Source organism: Domibacillus indicus (genome assembly GCF_023715895.1).
In the GTDB taxonomy this organism is placed as follows: Bacteria; Bacillota; Bacilli; order Bacillales; family Domibacillaceae; genus Domibacillus; species Domibacillus indicus_A.
Genome location: NZ_JAMBOO010000003.1, coordinates 122,639 through 147,131, shown reverse-complemented (window position 1 = coordinate 147,131; position 24,493 = coordinate 122,639). Strand labels below are relative to the sequence as shown.

Sequence of the window (24,493 nt, the reverse complement as noted above, 5' to 3'; positions counted from 1 at the left end):
CGACATATTCATTCAGCCCCTTTTATTTGTAAAGCAAATCGCCACACAAAAGGAAGGGGCTTTTTGCGGCGCCAGCATTTTCCGCGTATACATTCGCCTGGCTCATTCAAAATATAAAGAGCGGACTGTAAAGCGAAAGGAGCTGGGCAAGATGAAGAAACATGCACTTCTTAGGATGATGTTATTATCAGTTGTGGTCATGCTGGCTGCCGGCTGTGCCAATCAAAATGAAGAGGCTCACCAACTCGATTATGAAGAAACGAAAAAAATGGTTGTGGATATATTAAAAACCGATGAAGGAAAAAAAGCGCTGCAGGAAGCCATAAAAGACAAAGAAGTCCGGCAGGAAGTGATCATGGATGAAAAAGTGATCAAAGAAACGGTTCAAACGACGTTAACGTCTGATAAAGGCAAGGAGTTCTGGCAAAAAGCATTTGAAGATCCCCAATTTGCCGCAACGTTCGCCAAAAGCATGAAAAAGGAACATGAAGCACTCCTCAAAGAGCTGATGAAGGACCCGGATTATCAAAAAATGCTGATCGACGTTATGAAAGACCCTGAAATGCAGAAAACGATGCAGACAGCGATGAAAAGCCAGGAATTCAGAAAATATCTCCAAGGGGTCGTAGAGGAAACGCTGGCCAGTCCTTTGTATAAAGCAAAAATGGAAGAAGCGATTAAGAAAGCGGCGGAAGAAGCGCAGAAAAAAGAGCAGGGCGGGAGCTAAGAAATTTTAGCTTCCTGTTTTTTTTGCCGTAAAGTCCCTTTTTAAAGGGGCTTTTTTCTTATTTACAAATGTAAGCGATTTAATCTCTTCTTTTCCATTTTGGGCATGTTTATACAAGGAAAAAGAGAGGTAGATGTTTTTTACCTCCTGCACTTCTTTGCACCTAGGTACATATAAACAAGAATGATCATGAAAGGGAGAAGGGATAAAATGAAGACAACGAAAGAAAATAGTACGGGAAGGCTTGTATCTGCGGATGGCGCTTCTGTCGAAACGGAAGTGCCGCAGAAAAAACAGTCATTGTCTCAAAAAGCTTATTTAAAGCTCATTACGCTCATTTCAACATTCGGTGGTCTTCTGTACGGATACGATACAGGCGTGGTGAATGGAGCACTTCCTTTTATGTCCAGGGAAGACCAGTTGAATTTAACGCCGTTTACGCAAGGGCTTGTGACCAGCTCACTGCTTCTTGGAGCCGCGTTTGGAGCCATATTTGGCGGAAGAATGTCTGATAAAAAAGGAAGACGAAAAACCATTTTAAGTGTTGCGTTTGTTTTTTTACTTGCTACAATCGGCTGCGCCGTTGCACCAAACGTGGAAATAATGGTTTTTTGCCGGATTGTATTGGGTCTCGCTGTTGGAGCCACTTCGGTTACCGTTCCGGCTTTTTTAGTGGAAATGGCACCTGCTGAACGCAGGGGGCGAGTGGTTACCCAAAACGAGTTGATGATTGTCACAGGCCAATTGCTTGCATACATATTTAATGCCGTTTTAGCCAATTCTTTCGGTGAACTTGCTCATGTGTGGAGATATATGCTTGTCATTGCGACTTTACCAGCGGTGGCTCTATGGATCGGGATGCTGATAGTTCCGGAAAGCCCGCGCTGGCTCGCTTCAAAAGGAAGATCAGTCGAGGCATTGAATGTACTGAAAAAAATTCGAGAAGCGCAGCGGGCAAAAACGGAATTTAATGAAATTGAACATACGATTCAGGAAGAGGGCAAAATCAAAAAAGCGACTTTTAAAGATTTGAAGCTGCCTCACGTCCGCAGACTCGTTTTGATTGGAATTGGTATTGCGATGATTCAGCAGTTAACAGGCGTCAATTCGATTATGTATTACGGAACCGAAATTTTAAAAGATGCAGGATTTTCCACAGAAGCGGCTCTGGTCGGCAATATCGCCAACGGTGTGATTTCTGTTTTAGCAACTTTTGTCGGTATTGCACTGCTTGATAAAGTAGGAAGACGCCCGATGCTGTTTACCGGCATGGCGGGAACAAGTACATCCCTGCTGTTAATTGGAATTCTGTCAATGGTGCTGAAAGACAGCAGCATGCTGCCGTACATTATTCTTGGACTCACCGTTGTTTTCCTTGCTTTTCAGCAGGCTGCGGTTTCTCCGGTTACCTGGCTGATGCAGTCGGAAATCTTCCCGCTTCATTTGAGAGGGCTGGCAATGGGGATTACTGTTTTTTGTCTTTTCACGATGAATTTCCTTGTGGGACTGCTGTTTCCGGTTTTGTTTGACGCATTTGGATTATCGAATACGTTCTTCGTTTTTGTTGGACTCGGTATTTTATCTCTTTTGTTTATTAAGCGGTTTGTACCGGAAACAAAAGGGCGTACACTTGAGGAAATTGAGCATTCCTTCCAAGTATCGGAAGAACGTTATCTGGCTAAAGCAAAAAGAAAATAAACGCACCGTTTTCCCCTTCATGCCTTTTCAAAAGGTAGGAGGGGTTTTTTCATTTCTCTCTACTTGTAGTCGCGTCCATATGTAGATAGGGGCAATAAAGCGGAATAGTATACAAGCAGGCGCTTCGTGCTATTTCGAGCAAAAAGAGTGGATTCATGTGATTGTCGTTATTTGACGACCGAAAAAGATTGATTATGTAAACGCTTTCTTTTATAGTAGAACTTGGGTTGGATGGCACGCGTGGCCATCACGGTATTTAGCGTAGGCGGGGCTGATACCAGAGGAAGCGATATATGCAAGCTGCATCAGAAATCGTTTTTTAAAATGAAAATGCATAGAAAGGCGGATGAAAAAGAAAGAGAGACTTTTAAAATATGTTGAACAAAACAGCCGCAGGCCAAAGCAAAAGAGATAAAGAAACACATGCTTTATTGAGAGAGCAGATGATGCTGCTTTTAAGCGCTTTTTATCCGAAATATAAATGGGAATGGCCGCAGACTAATATAATGTGTTGATGAAAAGGTTTTATAAACACAAAGATTGCTGTGAAAGAAAATCTCTATTAGCAGCTTCCTGCTTTTTATCCTGCTGCATAAAACATCCTCGTTTTCTTCAAAGAATCATTATCAAGGGATGAAGATTCTTTCGTTTACTTTTTAACCAGCTCATCATTAGACCCTCTTGAACAAAACTCTATCGGAAGGCCGTTGGTGTTTATGCACCGGCGGCCTTCTTTCATTTTTGTCTGCTTTTTGTTTTGATTACCTAATTGATTCCCATATGTTTTTTCAGCGGGACATTTTCTTTTTATGTTTACATGCTGAAAGTTGAATAGAGAATTAAATGAAATAGCTATTGAAAAGCCATTCATATAGCCGGGAAATAAATAAATATTCCTATTTAATGGGAGCGTTTCTGAAAAATATGATATAATGATCACAATACCATTGTATCATTTGTGTGCGGTTTGCTGTAAATGAGCAATAGAATCAAAATCTCCGATAAAGGCAAACTTTCCGAAAGGCAAGGACGCAAAGCCAAGGGTCTAACGTTTTAAACTATGACAGCCGGTTACCGAAAAGGATTGGATTATTGAAGTCAACAGGGTATCATATCATGCTTATAGCAGATAAAACTCTTTATTTATTGACGCTTCCTAATCTTTTTAGGAAGCTTTTTTTGCATTCTGACTTTTATGCATCTTTACAGGGCCGGCTTCGTTTAAATTCATACCAGCAAGGAGTAGAGAATCGTTGAAAATTGGAGCGAAACTATGGACAGGGTTTAGTATAGGACTTGTTTTTGTCAGTATCATTGTTTTATTAGGCTTTGGACAGTTTTTTCAGTTTAAGGATACACTGCACGATTTAACCGGCAGCCAATACAAGAAACTCGATTTAACGACCACGATTCGAAGTGAAGGAAATGCCATTGCGAAATCTATGCGTGATCTGCTTCTCGTTGATTCTTCTGCCACGAAAGAGCAGCTCATAAATAAAATCGAGGACACGCAAAGAAAAATGGATACAAACCTATCCGAATTAGCTTCTATTACGACAAAGAATGATACAAAAGCTGCCGCTGAAAACCTTGAAAAGAACTATGCATCTTTTATTGGCCTGAGCAACCAAATCATGTCGGATGTTGAAGCTGGCAGAATGGCGGAAGCTTCGAGTTATTTAGCAGGAACAGGAGCGCAGATCGAAAAAAGCTTTTTTGAAAATATTAACGAGTTAAATGATTTATATGAAACAGGAATGGAAGAAAAATTGAATGCGTCTTTAAATGAATACAACAAGGCTTTACGTTACATGGGCTATCTTAGCTTGTCCGCTTTAATCGTCGTGCTTGGATTTCTGACCTGGATGCAGCGCACGCTTACAGGCGGTTTAAAACATGTCTCAAATGTAATGTTGAGCTTTGCGGATGGAAAAGCCGGTCTCTCAACGAGAATTCACCTGAAACGCAAAGACGAAATTGGCGATGCAGCCAAAGCGTTTAATACAATGGCTCAATCACTGGAGGAACATGTACAAGAAATTGAAAAGCAAGGATGGTTAAAAGCCAACCTGGCTGAAATCGCGACGAAACTGCAAGGGATGGAGTCTGTTTTCAGTGTAGCCAATACCTATATCCAAACCATTACACCGCTTGTTGGGGGAGTTCAAGGAGTATTTTATTTAAAAGAGGAGGAGCAGGAGGATCTGCAGCTGGCCGGCTCTTATGCTTTTAAGGAAAGAAAGCATATGGAGAATCGGTTTTCTGTTGGCGAAGGCATTATCGGTCAGTGCGCTCTTGAACAGCAGACCATTCTGCTGAAAAAAGTACCATCTGACTATATCACAATCCGGTCAGGGCTCGGGGAGTCAGCTCCTCTTTCCATTATGGCTCTTCCCGTTGTATTTGAAGGAAAACTGTGGGGGGTGGCAGAGATTGCTTCTTTCGAAGGTTTTACAGCCATTCAGCAATCATTGCTGACAGAAACCGCACAGACGCTCGGAATCATTCTGGACAGCATCTACAGCAGAACGCAATTAGCCAAACTTCTTGAAGAATCCCAAGTAATGACAGAAGAGCTGCAGGTTCAAACAGAAGAGCTGCAAGTGCAGCAGGAAGAACTGCGGAAGTTAAATGAAGAACTAGAAGCGCAGGCAATGGAATTAAAAGCGTCGGAGGAATCTCTTCAGCAGCAGCAGCAGGAACTCGAGTATATGAATGCAGACCTGGAAGAACAAAACAGCAAATATGAACAGAAAAACAGAGAAGTGGAAATGGCGAAGGCGGATTTGGAGCAAAAAGCAGAGCAGCTTGCCCTGAGCTCAAAATACAAGTCAGAATTTTTAGCTAACATGTCTCATGAATTGCGGACGCCGTTAAACAGTTTGCTTATTTTATCCCAACTGCTGCTTGATAATCCACAGCATAACCTGACAGAAAAGCAGCTGCAATTTGCCCGTACGATCCACTCTTCGGGAACGGATCTCCTTCATTTAATCAATGAAATCCTGGATTTAGCCAAGATCGAATCAGGGAAAATTGAAACAGATGCGAAATCGGTTCCCCTCGCCCAAGTGGCTGAAACGCTTCATGCCAAGTTTTCTTTTATGGCTGAACAGAAAGAAATTGATTTTAAAGTAGCAGTAGAGGAAAACGTTCCTGCTCACGTATTCACAGATCCTATGCGCCTGCATCAAATATTAAACAATTTGATCAGCAACGCCTTGAAGTTTACAGAGGAGGGACATGTAACAGTAAACATAAAACGGGAGGATGACCATATCTCGTTTATTGTCAGTGATTCAGGAATCGGGATCCCTAAAGATAAGCTGTCGTTAATTTTCGAGGCTTTTCAGCAGGTAGACGGCACGACAAGCCGCAAATATGGAGGCACAGGACTTGGATTATCCATAAGCCTTGAGCTGGCCCGCCTGCTTTCTGGAGAAATTCATGTAGAAAGTGAAGAAGGAAAAGGAAGCACATTCCGTTTGTCTTTGCCGTATGAAGAAGCAAACGAGATCCAAACAATTCAAGTACCTGCATCATTGTTAATGACAGAGGGACAGCTGGCATCCGCAGCTGAGGCGGCTGTGCCAGTAAGGGAAAAACCGGCTGGCATACTGGAAAAGGAACAGGACAACTCGATAAGAAAAAAGCTTCTCATTGTAGAGGATGAAGAGGGGCAGAGGATGAGCATAAAAGAGCTGATGAGCGTTTATCCAATTGATATCTATACAGCGGGAACTGGAGCGGACGCGATGCAGTCCTTAGCAGCCACTCGTTTTGACTGCATGATTTTAGATTTACAACTTGCGGATGTCTCAGGGCTTGACCTTCTTCAACAACTAGAAAAACAGCCGGTCTTCAAACCTGCCCATATGATCATTTATACAGGCAGGGAGGTAACGATAAAAGAAGAAATACATTTAAACAAGTATACAAACACGATTATTATCAAAGACACGATGTCGCCTGAAAGACTTCTTCAAGAAACGGCAGCCATCTTTCAGCTGCCGGCGGATTCCCTGCCGCAGAAAGTACCATCTGCCGCAGCTTCCATAACAGACAATGTGTTAAAAGAGAAAAAGGTTTTACTAGTAGACGATGACGTTCGCAATTTGTTTGCTGTATCGAGCATTTTAGAAGATCATGATATGAATGTGACTTTTGCAGAAAATGGAAAGGAAGCTCTCCGACTGCTGGAAGAAGGCCTGTCATTTGACTTGATTTTAATAGATATTATGATGCCGGAAATGGACGGATATGAAACGATGCAGCATATCCGCCGGAAAGTAACCTGGCGGTCACTGCCAATGATCGCTTTAACGGCTAAAGCGATGAAGGATGACAGGGAAAAATGCATAGAAGCCGGAGCATCTGATTATATAGCAAAGCCGATCGACCCGGAACAGCTCATTTCGCTGTTGAAAGTTTGGCTATACGGACAGGGTGAAAAGCAGCATGAGGCATGAGGAAATAGAAAAGCTGGAAATAGAGCTCCTGCTAGAAGCGATTTTTCGAAGATACGGATATGATTTCCGGAATTATTCATATCCATCGATTAAACGGCGTACCTGGCATCGAATTGCTGCAGAAAAACTGACGGGTATCGCGGCGCTTCAAGAAAAAGTGATTCATGATCCGTCCTGTATGAACCGGCTGTTTTATGATTTTTCCATCAATGTGACAGAAATGTTCCGCGATCCATTATTTTTTCTTTCTATGCGTGAAAACGTGATGCCGCTGCTACGGACCTATCCTTTTATCCGCATTTGGGTGGCGGGATGCTCGACCGGCGAGGAAGTTTATTCGCTGGCTATTTTGTTAGAGGAAGAGGGTTTGCTCGCGAAGTCTAGAATTTATGCCACAGATATGAATGCCCGCGTCTTAAAGCAAGCTGCGGAAGGGCAGTTTTCACTGAAAACAATGAAAGATAACACAGATAACTATATTAAAGCAGGCGGAAAACGGGCATTTTCTGAGTACTATACGGTGAGATCAAACGAAGCGGTGTTTCATTCGCGGATTAGAGAATGCCTTGTGTTTGCCCAGCACAATTTAGTGACAGACAAGTCTTTTAATGAATTTCACCTTATTTTGTGCCGGAATGTTTTGATTTATTTTAACCGGACGCTCCAGGAGGAGGTTCATGATTTGTTTTACAACAGCTTAAGCCCTTTTGGATTTTTAGGCTTGGGAAACAAAGAAAGCATCCGCTTTACAAAACATGCACAGCAGTATGGGGACGTGGATGTTCAAGAAAAGATCTATCGAAAAATAAGGTAAATGCAGACAAGAAGGTGGGGAAATTAACGTGGATAAGAAAATTAAAATTTTATTAGTTGATGATCGTCCAGAAAATTTATTTGCCTTGAAATCTGTTTTAGAAAATGATTCTTATGAGCTTATGAGTGCGTATTCCGGAGAAGAAGCCTTAAAGCTGTTATTGAAGGAAGAATACGCCGCTATTTTGCTGGATGTGCAAATGCCCGGGATAAATGGCTTTGAAACAGCCAAGATTATTAAAATGCGGGAAAAAACGAAACATATTCCCATTATTTTTGTGACAGCTATTAATAAAGAGGTCGAACATGTTTATACGGGTTACTCTGTGGGTGCCATTGATTATATGTTTAAACCGTTTGAACCGGAAACACTCCGGGCTAAAGTCAGCCGCTTTGTGGATATTTATCAAAACCAGAAAGTGCTGAAAAAGAAAAATGAAGAATTGCAGCAAGCCCACATGGAGCTTTCGTCTCTGGCTAAAGAATTGGAAAAAACAAAATCCTTATATGAGGTAATCAGTGAAACCCATTTAGATGCCATTATTGTTTTTAATGAAAAAGGCAAAATTATCATGGCAAATCCTGCCGCCCACCAGATTTTTCAGTATGAAGGGATGAAGCTGGCAGGTCAGCCGATTGAAATGCTCCTTCCGTTTTTTCAAGCAGAGGGGTATAGACAAACAGAAAAATTAGTTGAAAAAAAGGGGAAGAAACGCGACAGCAGTACTTTTTCAACTGAATTGCAAGTGGCACAGGCATATGTGGAGCAGGGAAAAGAGCGAATTTTCGTTTGTGCCATGCGTGATATCACGGAAAGAAAAGAGCAAGTGGCAAAATTAGAATACCAGGCTACACACGATTCTTTAACAAACTTGCCCAATCGGTATTTTTTATACAAATATTTAAAAGAAATGGTTAAGGGGAATTATGCGGAAGAACCATCGTTTGCCCTTATCTTATTGGACTTGGACCAGTTTAAAACGATTAATGATACGCTTGGCCATCACATGGGCGACCAGCTTTTAAAAGAAGTAGGATATTGCCTCCGACATGTAAGCAGCACCGGAGACATTGTGGCCCGGCTTGGCGGTGATGAGTTTGCCCTGCTGGTGAAGGATGCGTCCAAGGACAATATAATGGCAGTTATTCAGCGCATCCAGCGCGTTTTATCTCAGCCATTTATGATTGAAGGAAAACCTCTTACCGTTCATTACAGTGCAGGGATTGCTCTGTTTCCTGAACATGGGATTGATGAAGAAACTCTGCTCCGTAAAGCAGATATCGCTATGTATACAGCTAAAACAAACGGCAGCGGCTATTCTTTTTATACGGACGATCAACAGCAGCAATCGAATCTTAATCAAGTGATGCTGATGGGGGAATTGAGCTCTGCTATTCAAAATAAAGAGCTGCAGTTGTACTATCAAGCTAAAGTGGATATTCAATTGAATATGGTAGTAGGGGTGGAAGCGCTTGTTCGATGGAAGCATCCGAAATTAGGATTGGTTTTTCCTGATGAATTTATTCCACTGGCGGAGCAAACAGGATTAATTCATTCGCTTACTCTTAATGTGTTTGACCAGGCTGCCTGCCAAATTCGACAATGGCTGGATAATGGATTAAATCTCACTATTTCCGTCAACCTCTCTGCCCGCAATCTCCAGGATGAGGGGCTTCCAGAAAAGCTCAAAGCGGTTTTAGATAAGTACCAAGTGCCTCCTCAATGTTTTACCCTTGAAATTACAGAAAGCATGATTATGACGAACCCCGAGAGAGCGATGCAGGTACTGACACAATTACATCATATGGGGGTAGTGCTGTCTATCGATGATTTTGGTACCGGCTACTCTTCTTTAGCTTACTTAAAGCATTTGCCTGTTAATGAAATTAAAGTCGATAAATCATTTGTGATGGATATGATGCATGATGGGAATGATATGATTATTGTTAAATCCATTATCCATCTAGCGCATAACCTATCGTTAAGGGTAACCGCAGAAGGAGTAGAAAACGGGGAAATACTAGAAAAGCTTCGAGAGTTTGAATGCGATACAGCCCAAGGGTATTTCATCACCAAGCCTTTGCCTGCCGATCAGATTTTTCAATCACTGGAAAAATCGTCTTGGAAAGTGAGAAAAGTGAATTTAATATAATAGACACTGTATACAAACAGGGAGAAAAAGAAAGCTTGAACAGGCATTCTTTCAGACTGTAGACAAATGATAGGGATGACCGTGCACATGAATGGGATAGACCGGCGGCGTCCAGGCAGCTCCGCTTTCCATGAGGCAGGCGCTGAGCCCGACTCCGCCTGGCGGCTCCACCGGTCTCAGCTGCCTGCTAGTCCCATAGGAGTCTGCGCCGCCTTCCCGCCGCCAAGTGGCTTGCGACAAGATGGTATAAAGCGAATAAGGTCGTATCTTTTTGTTTGAAAAAGAGAAAACGTCTATTCAGTCCTTGCTTATGGATCTTCCACACCACTTAGTGAAGCCTGCCGGACGAAGACTCCTGCGGGAAGTACAGTGAGTCGGGAGACCCCGCAGGCGCAGCCGAGGAGGCTTCCGCACTGCCCGCGGAACGCGAAGTCCGGCCGGCTTCACTTATCGGCTCTTTTTTAAAGCGAAAGGCTTTTTCTACACACTGAGAACGCCTAAATAGGCGTTCTTTTTCTTTTAGTTATTGTTCGCTTTCATTTATTCATTATATTCGTATTTCACCATTCCATAGCCATTGCTCTATTGATTCAGCGCGTTTTTTGATTTGTGTTTTTTACATTTGTTTGTACTTCACTTTTGTATGGATCGTGTACTCTAAAAGCGCTTTTTAAAACGCTGGAATCGACCGAACGTGTATACAAAGCACAAATCCGGGGAAACTGTCGATGATTGCTGGCAAGGCGAAAGGAGAGAGAACATGAAGCGGAAAGCCACAAAAGATGCGGTGGAAAAATATGCGAAAACACCAAAGAAAAACGTTGAAGAAACCGATTATTCCGTTGAATTTGCCCGCGGGGAGGACCCGATGAAAGGGGCAAACCGCAATTCAAAATTGGGACGAAAAGGCAGAAGCTAACCATAAGAAAAGAGGAGGAAAAGGGTATTGTCACAAAACAACCAATTTAAGCCGGGACAAAAAGCGCCGAATAATGGTGTTTACATTGAAATCGGTGAAACAGGTTCTTCGGTCAACGATCCTCAAAAAGTTGAGCTTAAAGCAGGCGATGATTTTCCAGATACAAAGAATAAAGATCGAATTTGGACAAGGCATACAAAATCATAAAGCGAGCAGCCCTTCTTAGATTTCTTCTCTAAGAGGGCTTTTTGGCGTGTGAAAAAAGAAGCCTTTATTACTTTGTTTGCATATAAAAGGGACAAGCCGCATACATTTGATCATGAGAAGCAAATGTTTTTTAAGAGGAGAGGGGACGGGAATGGAGATGAAAGAAGACATTCAATTTATAAGTGATATTATGGTAGATAAGATTGAGGAATTAAATGACGTGATTGAAATGGGCGGGACGCTCAGCCCTAAAGTGGAATTAACCTTTGCTATCGGCCTTCAAAGTCTGCTCAGCCAGTCGATTCAAAAAGGAGATAAAGCGGGCAGAAACAATCCGCCTCCAGCCAAGAAGTCAGAATATGAGACGCTCTCTTCCATTGCCAACAAGTAGCGGGGGACAAGCAATTAAAAACGGATCCTTTATGGGATCCGTTTTTGATTAAAGGAATGTTCGCTGTACTTTATGCCAGAATGAATTGTTTTTTAATTTAACCGTTTTAATAATGCTGCCGGTCATTTCTACTTCAATGTTTTGAATGTTTTGGATGCTGAGCGCTTCATTGTCCAGGCCGATCACCGGGTAGTTATTGCCGTCTTGTGCGATGCTCAGCGTCAGCTTGCGGTCGCTGTGTAAGATAAATGATGAACCGAGCGTACGGAATTGGTTATTGTTTAGAGATGCCATTTCATTCACCTGCATACACGGAATGCGAGGGTCTACAACAGCTCCGTTTAAGGACCGGTTGTAAGCTGTGCTTCCCGTTGGTGTAGAAACAACAATGCCGTCACCGCGGAACGTTTCAAAGTGAAGGTCATCAATATGTACGTCCATGACTAGTGTTTTAATAATGGAAGAGCGGACTGACAGCTCGTTCAAGCATTTGAAATGGGATTCACCGTCGATATGCACATCTATCACTGGATAGCGGCGCACTTCCACTCCTGCCGTTTGAATCGCTTCGATCATTTTTTCCGTATCGTGAATGTGAAAATCACAATACAAGCTTGCTTCCACTTCGTCTGTTACACCGACGTATAAGCAGTCATCACGAAATCCGGATTTGCGGACCGCCTGCAAAAACGCTCCGTCGCCGCCAACCCCCACAATAATATTGGCTTCTTTATAATCATCCACTACGACAAATCCCTGTTCTTCAGCAAGTGTAATCAGCTTTTGAATGTCAGGCAGTTTTTCAGGATTTTTTTTATACGAAAAAAACATGTTTCTTCTTGATTCCATTGGCTAAAACTCCTTTATCGTACAAGATACTTCCATTCTAATGTATAAGGGCGGCAATAGTAAAGGAGGACGCCAGGTGAAAAAAGCAATTGTGATCGGTGCTGGAATCGGGGGCCTGGCTGCCGCTGTTACATTACAGTCAAGAGGCATACATACAACGTTTTTTGACGAAAACCGCACGCAGGCGGCAAAATGACGAGTGTCGATGCAAAAGGCTTTCATTTACTATACCGGAGGTACGACCCACCCGGGCGGTTACGCTAAGCGGACTGAATGTGCCTTTTCATTAAATGTTCCAAAAACCATTACTGAGAATCGGAAAGATGGCTCTGGAACACATAGGCATCCATGTGTTAACGGAGAACGGAAAAGTCCTCTCTCTAAAAATGGTTTCACCCGTACCCGTAAAGGGACGGACAGTAAAATGCATGCTCCGGTTTCAGCAGAAGACGTTTATCTTTATTAAAGCTTTTTAAGAAAAAGGAAGAAATGACTTTGCCTGCCGACCCTGTCATCCCGCCAGGTAATGCGCTGCATACGCGTTTAGAAAAGAATGGAAAGGGAACGTTTCTACTAAACAAGTAAGCGCAGGAGGGAAACAGCTTGGCAAACGAATGGTGGAAAAGGGCAGTCATTTACCACATATATCCCCGCAGTTTTCAAGACAGTAACGGAGATGGGATTGGTGATTTACAGGGCATCATTTCGAGGCTGGATTATGTGAAAAAGCTGGGAGTGGATGCAATTTGGCTTTCACCGGTATACAAGTCGCCGAATGTCGACTATGGATATGATGTATCGGATCACCGTTCCATATCAGAAGACTATGGCACGATGACGGATATGGAGGAATTGATTTTTGAAGCAAATCAACGCGGGCTAAAAGTGATTTTAGACATTGTCTACAATCATACATCAGATCAGCATCGCTGGTTTTTAGAAGCGAAAAAGTCGAAAACGAGCCGGTTTCGCGATTTTTATCATTGGCGCCCCGGCACTCCCGATGGCCCGCCGTCCGACTGGATGTCTACCTATCATACAAGTGCATGGGAATTTGATGAAAAAACGGGTGAGTATTATCTGCATATGAACAGCCGGCGGCAGGTGGATTTAAACTGGGAAAACCCGAATGTCATCCATGAAGTAAAAGAAATGATGATTTTCTGGATCCGAAAAGGCGTTTCGGGATTTCGGATCGACCAGCTTGGCCACATTAACAAAAAGAAATCACTGCCGTCATACGAACAATATGTAGACAAAAAAGCGGATCCCCATTTTGAAATTATTAAAGATGAAGGAGCCCATCCGTACGTCCATCATTTAAACAAAGCCGTTTTTTCAAAATACGGCGTAATGACGGTTGGAGAAAGCGGCTCGGCTACGCCGGAAGAAGCGCTTTTGTATACCGATCCGGATCGGCGCGAAGTGAATATGGTGTTTTCCTTTGACCACCTGCAGGTTGAGGAAGAGGACCCGGAATCCGATGTAAAAGTAAATGTGGTCCAGTTAAAAAAAGTAATGGAAAAATGGCAGAAAACCTTGGAGGAAAAGGGCTGGAATACGCTGTTTTGGTGCAATCACGATGAGCCGCGCATTGTCACACGTTTTGGAGACGAAGGCGAGCATCGTGCAGCGTCTGCTAAAATGCTGGCCGCAACACTACATATGATGAAAGGAACACCGTATATTTACCAGGGAGAAGAAATCGGCATGATAAATGCAGATTTTGAAGGAATAGACGAGTTTCGCGACAGCAAGTCCATTACTGAATTTCACCAGCGCCATTATGAACAAAATGAGGACAAAGAAAGCGTGCTGGCCGACTTAAATAAAAGAAGCCGTGATCAGGCAAGAACGCCCATGCAGTGGAATGACGGAAAAAATGCCGGCTTTACGGAGGGAGAGCCGTGGATTAAGGTCAATGATAACTATTTAAGTGTGAATGTAGAGCAGAACCTGGACGACCCGGAATCGGTTTTCTGGTTTTACCATAAACTGATTCACATTCGGAAAACAAAATCGGTTGTGACCGAAGGAACCTTTGGTTTAATGGCGCCGGATCATCCGTCGGTGTTTGCTTATACGCGGACAGGAGGGGGCGAAGTACTGCTCGTCATTAGTCATTTTGGCAAAAATCCGGTTTCTTTTGCAGTAGACAGGGAGCAGATAAGCGGCCTGTCGGGTCACCTGCTTTTATCTAATTACAAAGTGGAGGACGACGTGTCAGTCCTGGAGAAGCCTATTGAGCTGCGTCCGTATGAAACAAGAATTTATCTGTTTAAAGAAAGGGAAAAAGAACGATAAAAAGCCGGCTGCTGATGCAGCCGGCTTTTTTTGGGATTTTAAATTGTCTCAGTTGAATGAGCGTCACGGTAAAAACTCAACGCTTTACTAGTGAAGGAGTATGTGGACGAGGATAATTGGAATTGTTTGTTACGCTTCCATTGCCTGTTCGTTTTCCTGATCGTTGCGCATTAAATAAAGCGTGAAGAGGTCTTTCGGTACTTCATACAAATCGAATACAGCTTCGTTTTGATTTAATTTAGCATACACATCGGGCCGTGTTTCGTTAGCCAAAACAACATAAGGCAGTTTTTCTGCCGCTTTGCGCGAGCGGATATTGACTTTGCGAATGGACATGTAAACCGATTCAATGCCCATTTCATAAAACAGCTCTCTGAAAAACTCTTCTTTGGCTGGTGCATTGTAGCCTTTGCCGTGATAAGGCTTGCCGAGCCACGTGCCGAGAAAGCCGGCGCCATTTTCAATATCATACAAGTTGATTGTGCCGATTGGGCTGCCCCATTCGTCAAGAATCGTCCGCGAAATCAGTTCACCCCGTTCTTCCGCTTCAATCGTTTGCTTGGTGGCAAACACAAACTCCTCGTATGAGTGGACTTTTTGGCGCACAAAAGGGAACACATCCGGGTGCGTCATCAAATCAAATAAAGCATGACTTTCATGAACATCGCGTTTCTTCAACATTTTCTTTCCCTCCTCTGTTTTACAAAACGAGGGCATAGCGGTTCATACGTGTCCCGATCCACCCTCGAAATTTTTTAAAAAACAAACAAGACCGTCACAACTGCAGCCTGTCCATAAAAAAATTCCGGGATGGGAATCGAACCCATTAGAACCGATAGAAGAAACCGGTGGCGCACCATTTGCCTTCCCAATACAACTAGCATTAAAATGTCGTCGTTAATCACATCATATAAAATTTTTACCCATTTGAAAATAGATTTTAACCGCAAATTAAAAATTTTTTCGACACGATTTTAAATTTTAATTGAAAATGATTTTCTTTACCCTGTGATGATAGGAAAATCAAGTATGCACCGGCTCGTATGCACTAGGAATATGCAGATCCGATTGCCGAAGTGCTTGGTGATACCGACCCGAAAATGGATGAGAGTGAAGGTGATGATCCCGAAACCGATTTGGCAGGTTATCAACGGATTGAAAAAGGACTGTAGGTTGATGGTACAATGAAAGGCTGCGCACAATACGCCAAGCAGCTGATTGGTAACACGAAGCTGCTTCGTGCAAAAGTGAAAACGGTTGAAGTAACGCCGGATCTTTTCATTACAGGAGCCGTCGATTTATTAAATGAAGTGTCGACATCAAAAGTAACAGGTGAAGAAGACTGGTATTCACATACGGATTTGTATGATTTTGCAGCAAATGTAGAGGGAGCGGAAAAATCTTTTCCCTGCTGCAGCCGGAACTGAAGAAAAAAGATGAAGCGCCGTCGACTGAAACCGAACCAAAATTCGATGACGTATATACTCTGCCCAACAATCAGAAAAAAGCACAGGCACAGTGCCCTTTTACGGAACACACCAGACGGGCATTACAACGCCTGACCAAAACCTTAACCACAACAGAGCGGGCAGAAGTGAATGGACGCAGGGAAATCGATCAGCCGGCCGGCTGAAAATGCACCTATGCCGCCTGAAGATACAGGGGCAGCAGATGGCTGGATGGCTGGAGGCACCTATATAGTTGTGCGCCGTGTACAGATGTTTATCGAAGTGTGGGTTCGGACAACATTGAAAGAACAGGAAGCGACATTTGGGCGCCGCCGCTCCAGCGGTGCACCGCTGGGAGGGAAAGACGAATTTGAAAAAATGAATCTTTCTAAAAGAGACGAAACAGGGCAAAAGCAAATACCGCCGAATTCCCATACAGCGCTTGCGCATGGAGATGGAAGCATCAAAATTTTGCGCCGACCGTATTCGTACGTGGATAGATTGGATCCAAAAACAGGCAGCTTTGACGCAGGGCTTTTGTTTATGGGTTTTCAGCGGAGCATTCGAAAGCAATTCAGGCCATCGAAACAAGCCTGGCAAATAGCAATAAGCTGAATGAATAAACGACGATCCGCCGAGGGATTGCCATATTTGCCTGCCTGGTGTGAAAAAGGGAGGCGGGCTCGGTGAAACGTTTCTTTCTTAAAGGGGCTGCTGTTTTCGTTATTATATGCGGAATAGAGATACAAAGTGCATCGGCAGCAACCGATGCGGACGCTTTATTTGTGCCGGTTGGCGAGGCGATGATAAAAGGGCTGACGGGCATCGCCGCTGTTGTGATGATGGGGGTTGGCACCTGGCTGCATGGAAAGTCAAATATTGCAAAGTGGAACGCTTTTGTGAAGCAGTCGATGGGAAAAGCCGCAGCGTCAGGAAGCATCCTGTCATTTGCGTTTATCAGCTTTTTATCGGTATTTAGAAAGAGTGCCGAAACGATTATTTTTTATGCCGGAATGGCGCCGGATATGAGTGCAGGGGCACTTGCCGCCGGTATTGCTCTTGCTTTTCTCATTGTGTCAGCCGTTGGGCTGATCGTGATCAAATACAGCGTTCGCGTGCCGATACGTCTTTTTTTCACAGGCGCAGCTCTGTTAATCTATATATTGGCTTTTAAAATTTTGGGTAAAAGCATTCATTCCCTGCAGGTGGCAGGAGTCATTGATACTCATACAGCTCCAGCTGTGCCGTTTATTGATATAATTGGCTTGTACCCGACGCTTGAAACGATGCTGCCACAAGTTATTCTACTTATTATCATTGGCATTTCGGCGCTTTGGTTTAAAAAACAGGAATCAGCTGCTTGACAGTAGATCGAAACAAAGTTCATAATGGTAACAACATTCGAATAAACCTTTCCGGGGCAGGGTGCAACTCCCGACCGGCGGTGTTGGGCCTTGAGGCCCTCAGTCCGTGACCCGCATCACGTGCATGCGGTGGATCTGGTGTGATTCCGGAGCCGACAGTGAAAGTCTGGATGGGAGGAAAGGACAGTGTACGTTTTCTGAATTTTTGGAAGGGAAACGTTTATTTCTTGATGCTAAAAGCCCCGTATTGACTGTCAATGCGGGGCTTATTTTTGTCTAGCTCCAGGCGCCATCGGCTCAAGGTCATAAGTCAAGCTCTGCTGGAGGCAAAAAGCGCCTCCTTCAGTGCTCGCCTTATGCTGGTCGCCGATAAGCGGGCGCCTTGTGCTTTTCTTGTGTACAGGCGGTATTTTGACTAAGGAGGATGGCTCTTCTCGTGAATAAAGAACAATATATGAATCTTGCTCTTTCGCTCGCCGAAAGCGCGGCTTACCAAACATCACCAAATCCTCCTGTGGGCGCCGTTGTCGTCAAAGACGGCCGGATTCTCGGAATGGGTGCTCATTTAAAAGCAGGAGAAGCTCATGCAGAAGTGAATGCGCTCATGCAGGCGGGTGATGCGGCACAGGGAGCAGATATTTATGTAACACTTGAACCGTGTGCTCATTTTGGCAAAACACCGCCTTGTGCAGATCTTATTATTAAAAAAGGTTTGCGCCGTGTGTTTATTGCTGCGGTTGACCCCAATCCGCTTGTAGGCGGCAAGGGTATTCAAAAGCTTCAGGAAGCTGGTATTGAAGTTGAAACTGGAGTTTGTGAACAACGGGCACTTGAAGTATTAACACCATTTTTTCATTTTATCCAAACAAAACGGCCTTATGTGACGATTAAAACTGCTGTTACCGCCGACGGCAAAACGGCTGCCCATACCGGGCACAGCCGCTGGATCACAAGTGAAGCCGCCAGAGAAGACGTACACCTTCTCAGAAGCCGTCATGATGCCATCCTAACAGGTATCGGCACGGTCCTGCTTGACAACCCGCTCTTGACTTCCCGACTGCCCCAGGGAGGAAAAAACCCGATTCGAATTTTACTGGATACGCATTTGCGCGTTCCGCTTGATTTTCACATTGTTCAAAACAAAGAAGCAAAAACGATTATTTTCTGTGCGTCCGATGCCCAGACAAAAAAACAGCGTGCATTAGAAGATGAAGGGGTTACGGTAATCCGCCTGCCTCATATGTCGATTGATGCGGTGCTGGATGAGCTCGGCAAAATGAACATTATGACACTGTTTGTAGAAGCAGGGGCTGAAATGAACGCCTCCTTTTTAGACATCGGTGCGTTTAACCGGCTCATTATGTATATGGCGCCAAAACTGATCGGCGGCAAATCGGCTCCATCTTCGTTTGGAGGATTGGGCGGATCGTCGATGGATGAAGCACTCGACCTTGCTTTTGTTTCAATGGAGCAAGTAGGGCCGGACTTGAAAATTGTCATGGAAAAAAGGTGATCCTATGTTTACAGGAATTATAGAAGAACTTGGCACAGTCGAACGAATTGTGCGCGGCGGCCGGTCGCTGCAGCTTACCATTGCTGCCAAAAAAGTGCTGGAGGATGTTCACCTTGGCGACAGTATTTCAGTCAGCGGTGTTTGTTTAACCGTTACGACTTTTACAAAAACTCACTTTAGCGCCGATGTAATGCCTGAAACCTTTACATCTACCGCTCTTGCTGCTCTTACGCCGGGAGCGCGTGTGAATTTAGAGAGAGCGATGGCGGCCAATGGCCGGTTTGGCGGACATTTCGTCTCCGGACATGTGGATGGTGTCGGTCATATTGTTTCAAAAAAGCACGAAGAAAATGCCCTGTACGTGACGATCTCGTATCCAGAAGAGCTGAGCCGCTACTTTTTGTATAAAGGCTCCGTCGCTCTGGATGGTACTTCTTTAACACTTTTTGGGGTGACAGACGAAGGAATTACCGTATCTCTTATCCCGCACACACAGGACGAGACCATTTTAGCTTCTAAAAGTGTGGGTGATCCAGTGAATATCGAGTGCGACATGCTCGCGAAATATGTCGGCAGTATGCTGGAGAAAAAAGAAGCGCCGAAACGCGGCGTTACGATGGATTTATTAAAAGAGAACGGTTATTTGTAAGGAGGAATATCCATGTTTTCGACAATTGAAGAAGCGATTGCGGATTTAAAAGAAGGTAAAGTCATCATTGTAGTAGACGATGAAGACCGTGAAAACGAGGGCGACCTTGTCGGCATCGCCGAACTTGTGGACGGTGCCATGATTAATTTTATGGCAAAAGAGGGCCGCGGCCTTATTTGCGTGCCGGTTGAAGAACAAATTGCGAACCGGCTTCATTTCCACTCTATGGTGGAACGCAACACGGACAGCCATGGCACGGCGTTTACAGTGAGTGTTGACCATATCAATACGACAACCGGCATCAGTGCATTTGAACGAGCGGATACCGTAAAAGCGATTGTGGACGATGCGGCTGTGCCTGCTGACTTTAAACGGCCGGGACATATTTTCCCGCTGATTGCCAAGTCAGGCGGTGTGCTGCGCAGAACCGGCCATACCGAAGCTGCCGTAGACCTTGCCAAGCTTGCCGGACACAAGCCGGCTGGTGTGATATGCGAAGTGATGAATGATGATGGAACGATGGCCCGCCTGCCGGAGCTTGAAGTAATGGCGGAAAAATTCGGCCTAAAAATGATCACGATTGAGCAGCTTGTTGCTTACCGCCGCGGTCGTGAAACGCTTGTCCGCCGCGAAGCGGATATTCAGCTTCCAACGGATTTTGGGCAGTTCCGCGCAGTTGGCTATGAGGAAGATTTAACAGGCCAGGATCATGTAGCTCTCGTAAAAGGAGATATTTCCGGTGATGAGCCGGTGCTTGTCCGTGTTCATTCAGAATGCCTGACAGGCGATATCTTCGGCTCACACCGCTGCGACTGCGGACCGCAGCTTCATGCTGCCCTTGCACAGATCGAAGAAGAAGGCCGCGGCGTGCTGCTTTATATGCGTCAGGAAGGCCGGGGTATCGGGCTGATTAACAAGCTGAAAGCATACGAGCTTCAGGAGCAGGGCTATGACACGGTCGAAGCAAACGTAAAACTCGGATTTAAAGACGATCTGCGTGATTACGGCATTGGCGCCCAGATTTTGCGTGACCTTGGCATTTCCAAAATGCGGCTGTTAACAAACAACCCGCGCAAAGTTACCGGCTTAAACGGGTACGGTCTTGATATTGTCGAGCGTGTGCCGATTGAAATGCCGGCCAATGATGATAACCGCAGTTATTTAAAAACGAAAATCTCAAAGCTTGGCCATTTATTACATGTAGAAGAGGGGAATAAATAATGGGAAAAACATTTGAAGGACATTTAATTGGAGCAGGATTGAAAGTAGGCATCGTTGCCGGCCGTTTTAATGAATTTATTACAAGCAAACTCATCGCAGGAGCAGAAGATGGATTTATCCGCCATGGTGTAGACGCAGACAACATTGACATCGCCTGGGTGCCGGGGGCATTTGAATTGCCGCTCGTTGCAAAAAAAATGGCGGAAAGCGGAAAATATGACGCTGTCATTACACTCGGTGCTGTTATTCGCGGAGCCACTGCTCACTTTGATTATGTCTGCAATGAAGCAGCAAAAGGAACTGCCCAGGCTGGCATGCAAACGGGAGTACCTGTAATTTTTGGCCTTTTAACAACAGATACGATTGAGCAGGCGATTGAACGCGCCGGTACAAAAGCGGGCAATAAAGGCTGGGACTCAGCGATGTCTGCTATTGAAATGGCGAACTTGCTCCGCTCATTTGACGCGTGATATAATGGCCTTTGTGGCTGGCTGCCAGACATTCATCTGACAGCACAGCGGGTAGGGAGAGGGCGCTTCACAGTAAGCAGGTTTTAACAATGAATGGAGGAATTTTTAAGCTTCGCGAGCACGGAACAACCTTCGCGAAGGAATGGTCTGCGGGTGTAACGGGTTTTTTAACCGTTATTTACATTATCGCAGTGAATGGGCTCATTTTATCTGAAGCAGGTATGCCATTTGAGGCTGCTGCTGCCGCAACAATCGTGTCAGCGGCTGTAGGATGCTTGATTATGGCGCTCTGGGCAAATGCCCCGATCATTATCGTGCCGGGCATGGGGATTAATGCCATGTTCACGTATACGTTTGTCCAGGAGATGGGCATGACATGGCAGCAGGCACTTGGCGTTACTGTTACATCGGGTCTTTTATTTGCCGTCGTGACATTCACGCCGCTTGCCGCCAAGTTAAACAGCGTGGTGCCGGCATCCTTAAAAGAAGCGATTACGATCGGCCTCGGTTTGTTTCTGATTGTGATCGGCGTCGAGAAAGCCGGATTTTCCTGGGCTGCTCTGCTGACGCTTCTTGTAGCAGTAATTCTTTATTTGCGCAAGGTGCCGGGAACATTCATCTGGGTGATTGCAGCCGGAACCGGCATTGCCTGGCTGTTCGGCAGTCTCCCGGAGGCATCGGGAAGTGTTGGGATCAAAAGCTATGGGGAGGTATGGGGTGCCTGGACGATTCAAGGCCTGTCCCCGTTTGTTTTTATACCAGCGGTTTTTTCGTTGACGATGGTGCTGGTGTTTGAAAACATCGGGCTTGTGCACGGGCATTTGAATTTGGCCCGGCAGCCGGAAAAATTCAAGCGTGCTATCCAGGCCAATGCTGCTTCTGTTGTGGCAAGCGGTCTGGCCGGATCAAGCGCGAATGTATCGGCTGTGGAAAGCGCAGCGTCGATTGCATCCGGCGGGCGGACAGGTTTAGTGCCGCTGACGGCTGGACTGCTGTTTCCGCTCGCTTTTATCGCAGCGCCATACTTAAATATGGTACCGGGCTCTGCGGTTGCCCCGATTTTGATCATTATCGGTACGCTGATGGCGATGAACATCCGCCGCCTGTCTGTTTCAGACTGGACTGAATGGATTCCAGCCTTGGCGATTATCGCTATCATACCGCTTACCTCAAGCATTGCAGATGGTATTGCGGCTGGCTTCATTTTGTATCCTATTTTAAAAGTGACCCGCGGGCGATTCCGCGAAGTGCCTGTTTCGATGTATATTATCGCGGTGCTTTTCCTAATGAATACAATTGTTCACTAAAAAACCCGCCTGCAGGAGGCGGGTTTTTTCTTTTGTTAAAAATGACACAAACCCTTTCGAAATGCAACACCAATGGGTTCAAATCTGCTATACTAAACAACAAATCAGCTGTGAAAGAGGGAGTTATGTTGGAGATTTCGTATATTAAAGGCCATGGGTCGGGAAATGATTTTATTTTGATCGATGAGTGGACGAATGCATATACATTTACAGAAGAGAACCGCCGCGATCTCGCTTTAGCGCTTTGCGATCGGGAAAAGGGCATTGGAGCGGATGGAATTGTATTTGTGATGGAAAGCGCGCATGCCGATGCGAAAATGCGTATTTTTAACAGTGACGGTTCGGAAGCGTCTATGTGCGGCAACGGGCTGCGTTTGCATGGACGGTATGTGCTGGATAAACTTGGAGAAAATGAGATTATCGTTGAGACAAACAAAGCCGATCTTTATGTAAAGAGGGACGGCGATATTTATGAAGGCGTGCCGGCATACCGTGTTCAAATTTCACCGGTCCTATTTAATCTTGCGGATTTGCCAATGACGATCGGAAAAGAACATTTGTTTAATGAAGTGGTGCCTGAACTGTCTGATTCTATCCGGTTCTCTGCGCTCGCCGTACCGAACCCTCACTTAATTGTTGTGGCAGACCGGGAGCTCATTGCTTCAGATGAGCAAAAACGGATTTCAGAAATGCTGAACGGGAAAAACGACATTACGCCAGATGGTGTAAACGTCAGCTTTGTGTATCCAATCCAAAAAGGAACGCTGTATGTGCGGACGTTTGAGCGCGGCGTTGGCTTCACCAATGCATGCGGTACAGCGATGTCCGCTTCTACGCTGACCACATGCCAGCTCGGTTTAAATGAAATGGAAACGCCTATTGATGTATACAACAACGGGGGAAAAGTCCGCTGCGAAGTACATGTGCATGAAGACGGACAATACTCTATTGATTTAATCGGAAACGGAACGTATATGTTCGGGGGTACAATCAGCATTGATCTTGATACGCCGGCTCATTTTACCGTTCATAACCAGGAGGCGTTCGCTGAACAAAACGCCTATGAGCAATTGCGCGAGGAAGTAGAATTGTATCTGGCTTCAACCGTTTTTTAATCCAGGAAGGTTTCCTGGATTTTTTGAACGGACGAGGCTTGAAAAACCTTTACAGCTAAGAAAGGAAGATTGCGATTGCAGCAAAAAAACCGGCGCGCCTACGCTTATTACGGCTCACTTGTGCTGTTTCTCGTCCTGTTTACGTGGGGATTTTTCGAAGTGGTCGAGGCCCTTCAAAGAAATGAAGTGGCGGCGTTTGACACGAAAATCATCAACGAGGTACAGTCATGGATCAACGAAGGCCGGACAGCGCGGATGATCTTTTTCACCAATCTTGGTTCCGTCATGTTTTTCAGTGTGGCAACCGGGGTTATTTCTCTTTTTCTCGTGATCCGCAGACGATATGGATGGGCGCTGTTTTTTGTACTGGTAAATGGCCTTGGCGGCGCGTTTAATCATTTTTTAAAAGAGCTGTTTCAGCGTCAGCGGCCGGATATTCTGCCGTTAATTGAACAGGGCGGCTACAGTTTTCCAAGCGGTCATTCCATGGGATCTTTTATTTTTTACGGGGCACTTTCTTTTATGCTGTTCCGGCTTTTAGATGGAAAGTGGAAAAAAACCGTATCGGCGCTTGCGGCCGGCTCTATGATTTTTTTAATCGGCTTATCGCGCATTTATCTCGGTGTTCATTATCCAAGTGACGTAGCGGCCGGCTTCTCCATAGGCGCTGCCTGGCTGTTTTTTTGGATTATGCTGTTTCATTTTACTGAATATCGGCTGGCCCGCCGGCTTTCTCCTCATTGAGAAAGCCGTTTTTTCGTTTATAAGAGCCAATCTTTTGGCTGAATGGGCCGAAAAATCGGCTGATATCCAAACAACTCCCTTCTATGTCAGCGTTTTCATCGTTGGCACAGTGCTTGCAATAAAATAAACGAA

At 44.9% G+C, this 24,493-nt stretch carries 22 protein-coding genes and 2 riboswitches; of the genes, 20 read left to right on the top strand and 2 right to left on the bottom strand.

The features are described from left to right. Positions 1-151 precede the first annotated feature (151 nt). From gerD to M3221_RS06960, 8 genes are all read left to right on the top strand, one after another. Entirely contained in the window at positions 152-727 is a 576-nt protein-coding gene (gerD, locus tag M3221_RS06995; RefSeq protein ID WP_251270794.1) for a spore germination lipoprotein GerD, read from the top strand. A gap of 210 nt (positions 728-937) precedes the next feature. After that, positions 938-2,425, top strand: coding sequence for a sugar porter family MFS transporter (locus tag M3221_RS06990; protein WP_251270793.1), 1,488 nt, complete (start codon positions 938-940; stop codon positions 2,423-2,425). Between the two features lie 996 nt (positions 2,426-3,421). Continuing rightward, positions 3,422-3,504, top strand: a riboswitch (cyclic di-GMP riboswitch). A 174-nt stretch (positions 3,505-3,678) separates the two neighbouring features. Beyond that, entirely contained in the window at positions 3,679-6,894 is a 3,216-nt protein-coding gene (locus tag M3221_RS06985) for a response regulator (protein WP_251270792.1), read from the top strand. Then, a complete protein-coding gene (locus tag M3221_RS06980; protein ID WP_251270791.1) occupies positions 6,884-7,708 on the top strand; it encodes a CheR family methyltransferase in 825 nt (274 codons plus the stop codon). Before M3221_RS06985 ends, M3221_RS06980 begins: the two co-directional genes overlap by 11 nt. Before the next feature lie 28 nt (positions 7,709-7,736). Next, positions 7,737-9,860: an EAL domain-containing protein gene (locus tag M3221_RS06975; protein ID WP_251270790.1), complete on the top strand. Its 2,124-nt coding sequence runs from the start codon at positions 7,737-7,739 to the stop codon at positions 9,858-9,860. 760 nt (positions 9,861-10,620) lie between these two features. Next, complete coding sequence (locus M3221_RS06970; protein ID WP_242233181.1) at positions 10,621-10,779, top strand: hypothetical protein; 159 nt, start codon at positions 10,621-10,623, stop codon at positions 10,777-10,779. 27 nt (positions 10,780-10,806) lie between these two features. Further along, positions 10,807-10,986 carry a YjzC family protein gene (locus M3221_RS06965; protein ID WP_251270789.1) on the top strand — a complete coding sequence of 60 codons (180 nt, stop codon included), beginning with the start codon at positions 10,807-10,809 and terminating at the stop codon, positions 10,984-10,986. 151 nt (positions 10,987-11,137) lie between these two features. Further along, positions 11,138-11,377, top strand: coding sequence for a hypothetical protein (locus M3221_RS06960; RefSeq protein ID WP_251270788.1), 240 nt, complete (start codon positions 11,138-11,140; stop codon positions 11,375-11,377). 48 nt (positions 11,378-11,425) lie between these two features. Here M3221_RS06960 and M3221_RS06955 read toward each other — a convergent pair whose 3' ends face one another. Continuing rightward, positions 11,426-12,226: an NAD kinase gene (locus tag M3221_RS06955; RefSeq protein WP_251270787.1), complete on the bottom strand. Its 801-nt coding sequence runs from the start codon at positions 12,224-12,226 to the stop codon at positions 11,426-11,428. Positions 12,227-12,302: 76 nt separating this feature from the next. Here M3221_RS06955 and M3221_RS06950 point away from each other — a divergent pair, with 76 nt between their 5' ends. Continuing rightward, positions 12,303-12,422: an NAD(P)-binding protein gene (locus tag M3221_RS06950; RefSeq protein ID WP_251270786.1), complete on the top strand. Its 120-nt coding sequence runs from the start codon at positions 12,303-12,305 to the stop codon at positions 12,420-12,422. 407 nt (positions 12,423-12,829) lie between these two features. Further along, the gene (locus tag M3221_RS06945) at positions 12,830-14,530 is read left to right on the top strand and encodes a glycoside hydrolase family 13 protein (RefSeq protein WP_251270785.1); all 1,701 of its coding nucleotides are present in this window, start codon (positions 12,830-12,832) and stop codon (positions 14,528-14,530) included. Positions 14,531-14,659: 129 nt separating this feature from the next. On the opposite strand, the gene M3221_RS06940 is transcribed toward M3221_RS06945, so the two are convergent. Continuing rightward, positions 14,660-15,211 carry a GNAT family N-acetyltransferase gene (locus M3221_RS06940; protein WP_251270784.1) on the bottom strand — a complete coding sequence of 184 codons (552 nt, stop codon included), beginning with the start codon at positions 15,209-15,211 and terminating at the stop codon, positions 14,660-14,662. 503 nt (positions 15,212-15,714) lie between these two features. Here M3221_RS06940 and M3221_RS26780 point away from each other — a divergent pair. The 10 genes from M3221_RS26780 to M3221_RS06890 all read left to right on the top strand — a co-directional run bounded on the left by M3221_RS26780 (position 15,715) and on the right by M3221_RS06890 (position 24,361). Then, positions 15,715-15,957, top strand: coding sequence for an imelysin family protein (locus M3221_RS26780; protein ID WP_396120258.1), 243 nt, complete (start codon positions 15,715-15,717; stop codon positions 15,955-15,957). 171 nt (positions 15,958-16,128) lie between these two features. Then, entirely contained in the window at positions 16,129-16,593 is a 465-nt protein-coding gene (locus tag M3221_RS06930) for a Dyp-type peroxidase (RefSeq protein ID WP_251270783.1), read from the top strand. A gap of 71 nt (positions 16,594-16,664) precedes the next feature. Continuing rightward, entirely contained in the window at positions 16,665-17,342 is a 678-nt protein-coding gene (locus M3221_RS06925) for an FTR1 family protein (protein WP_251270782.1), read from the top strand. Positions 17,343-17,385: 43 nt separating this feature from the next. After that, a riboswitch (FMN riboswitch) is annotated at positions 17,386-17,528 on the top strand. 250 nt (positions 17,529-17,778) lie between these two features. Then, positions 17,779-18,855 (top strand): bifunctional diaminohydroxyphosphoribosylaminopyrimidine deaminase/5-amino-6-(5-phosphoribosylamino)uracil reductase RibD, encoded by a 1,077-nt coding sequence (gene ribD, locus M3221_RS06920; protein ID WP_251270781.1) that lies wholly within the window; start codon positions 17,779-17,781, stop codon positions 18,853-18,855. A gap of 4 nt (positions 18,856-18,859) precedes the next feature. Then, positions 18,860-19,504: a riboflavin synthase gene (ribE, locus tag M3221_RS06915; protein WP_251270780.1), complete on the top strand. Its 645-nt coding sequence runs from the start codon at positions 18,860-18,862 to the stop codon at positions 19,502-19,504. Between the two features lie 12 nt (positions 19,505-19,516). Further along, complete coding sequence (locus tag M3221_RS06910; RefSeq protein ID WP_251270779.1) at positions 19,517-20,725, top strand: bifunctional 3,4-dihydroxy-2-butanone-4-phosphate synthase/GTP cyclohydrolase II; 1,209 nt, start codon at positions 19,517-19,519, stop codon at positions 20,723-20,725. Then, positions 20,725-21,195: a 6,7-dimethyl-8-ribityllumazine synthase gene (gene ribH, locus M3221_RS06905; protein ID WP_251270778.1), complete on the top strand. Its 471-nt coding sequence runs from the start codon at positions 20,725-20,727 to the stop codon at positions 21,193-21,195. The genes M3221_RS06910 and ribH overlap by 1 nt, the downstream gene beginning before the upstream one ends. A gap of 89 nt (positions 21,196-21,284) precedes the next feature. Continuing rightward, positions 21,285-22,502 carry an NCS2 family permease gene (locus tag M3221_RS06900; protein WP_251270777.1) on the top strand — a complete coding sequence of 406 codons (1,218 nt, stop codon included), beginning with the start codon at positions 21,285-21,287 and terminating at the stop codon, positions 22,500-22,502. Between the two features lie 128 nt (positions 22,503-22,630). Next, complete coding sequence (gene dapF / locus M3221_RS06895) at positions 22,631-23,617, top strand: diaminopimelate epimerase (RefSeq protein ID WP_251271116.1); 987 nt, start codon at positions 22,631-22,633, stop codon at positions 23,615-23,617. Positions 23,618-23,692: 75 nt separating this feature from the next. Next, positions 23,693-24,361 (top strand): phosphatase PAP2 family protein, encoded by a 669-nt coding sequence (locus tag M3221_RS06890; RefSeq protein WP_251270776.1) that lies wholly within the window; start codon positions 23,693-23,695, stop codon positions 24,359-24,361. Positions 24,362-24,493 lie beyond the last annotated feature (132 nt).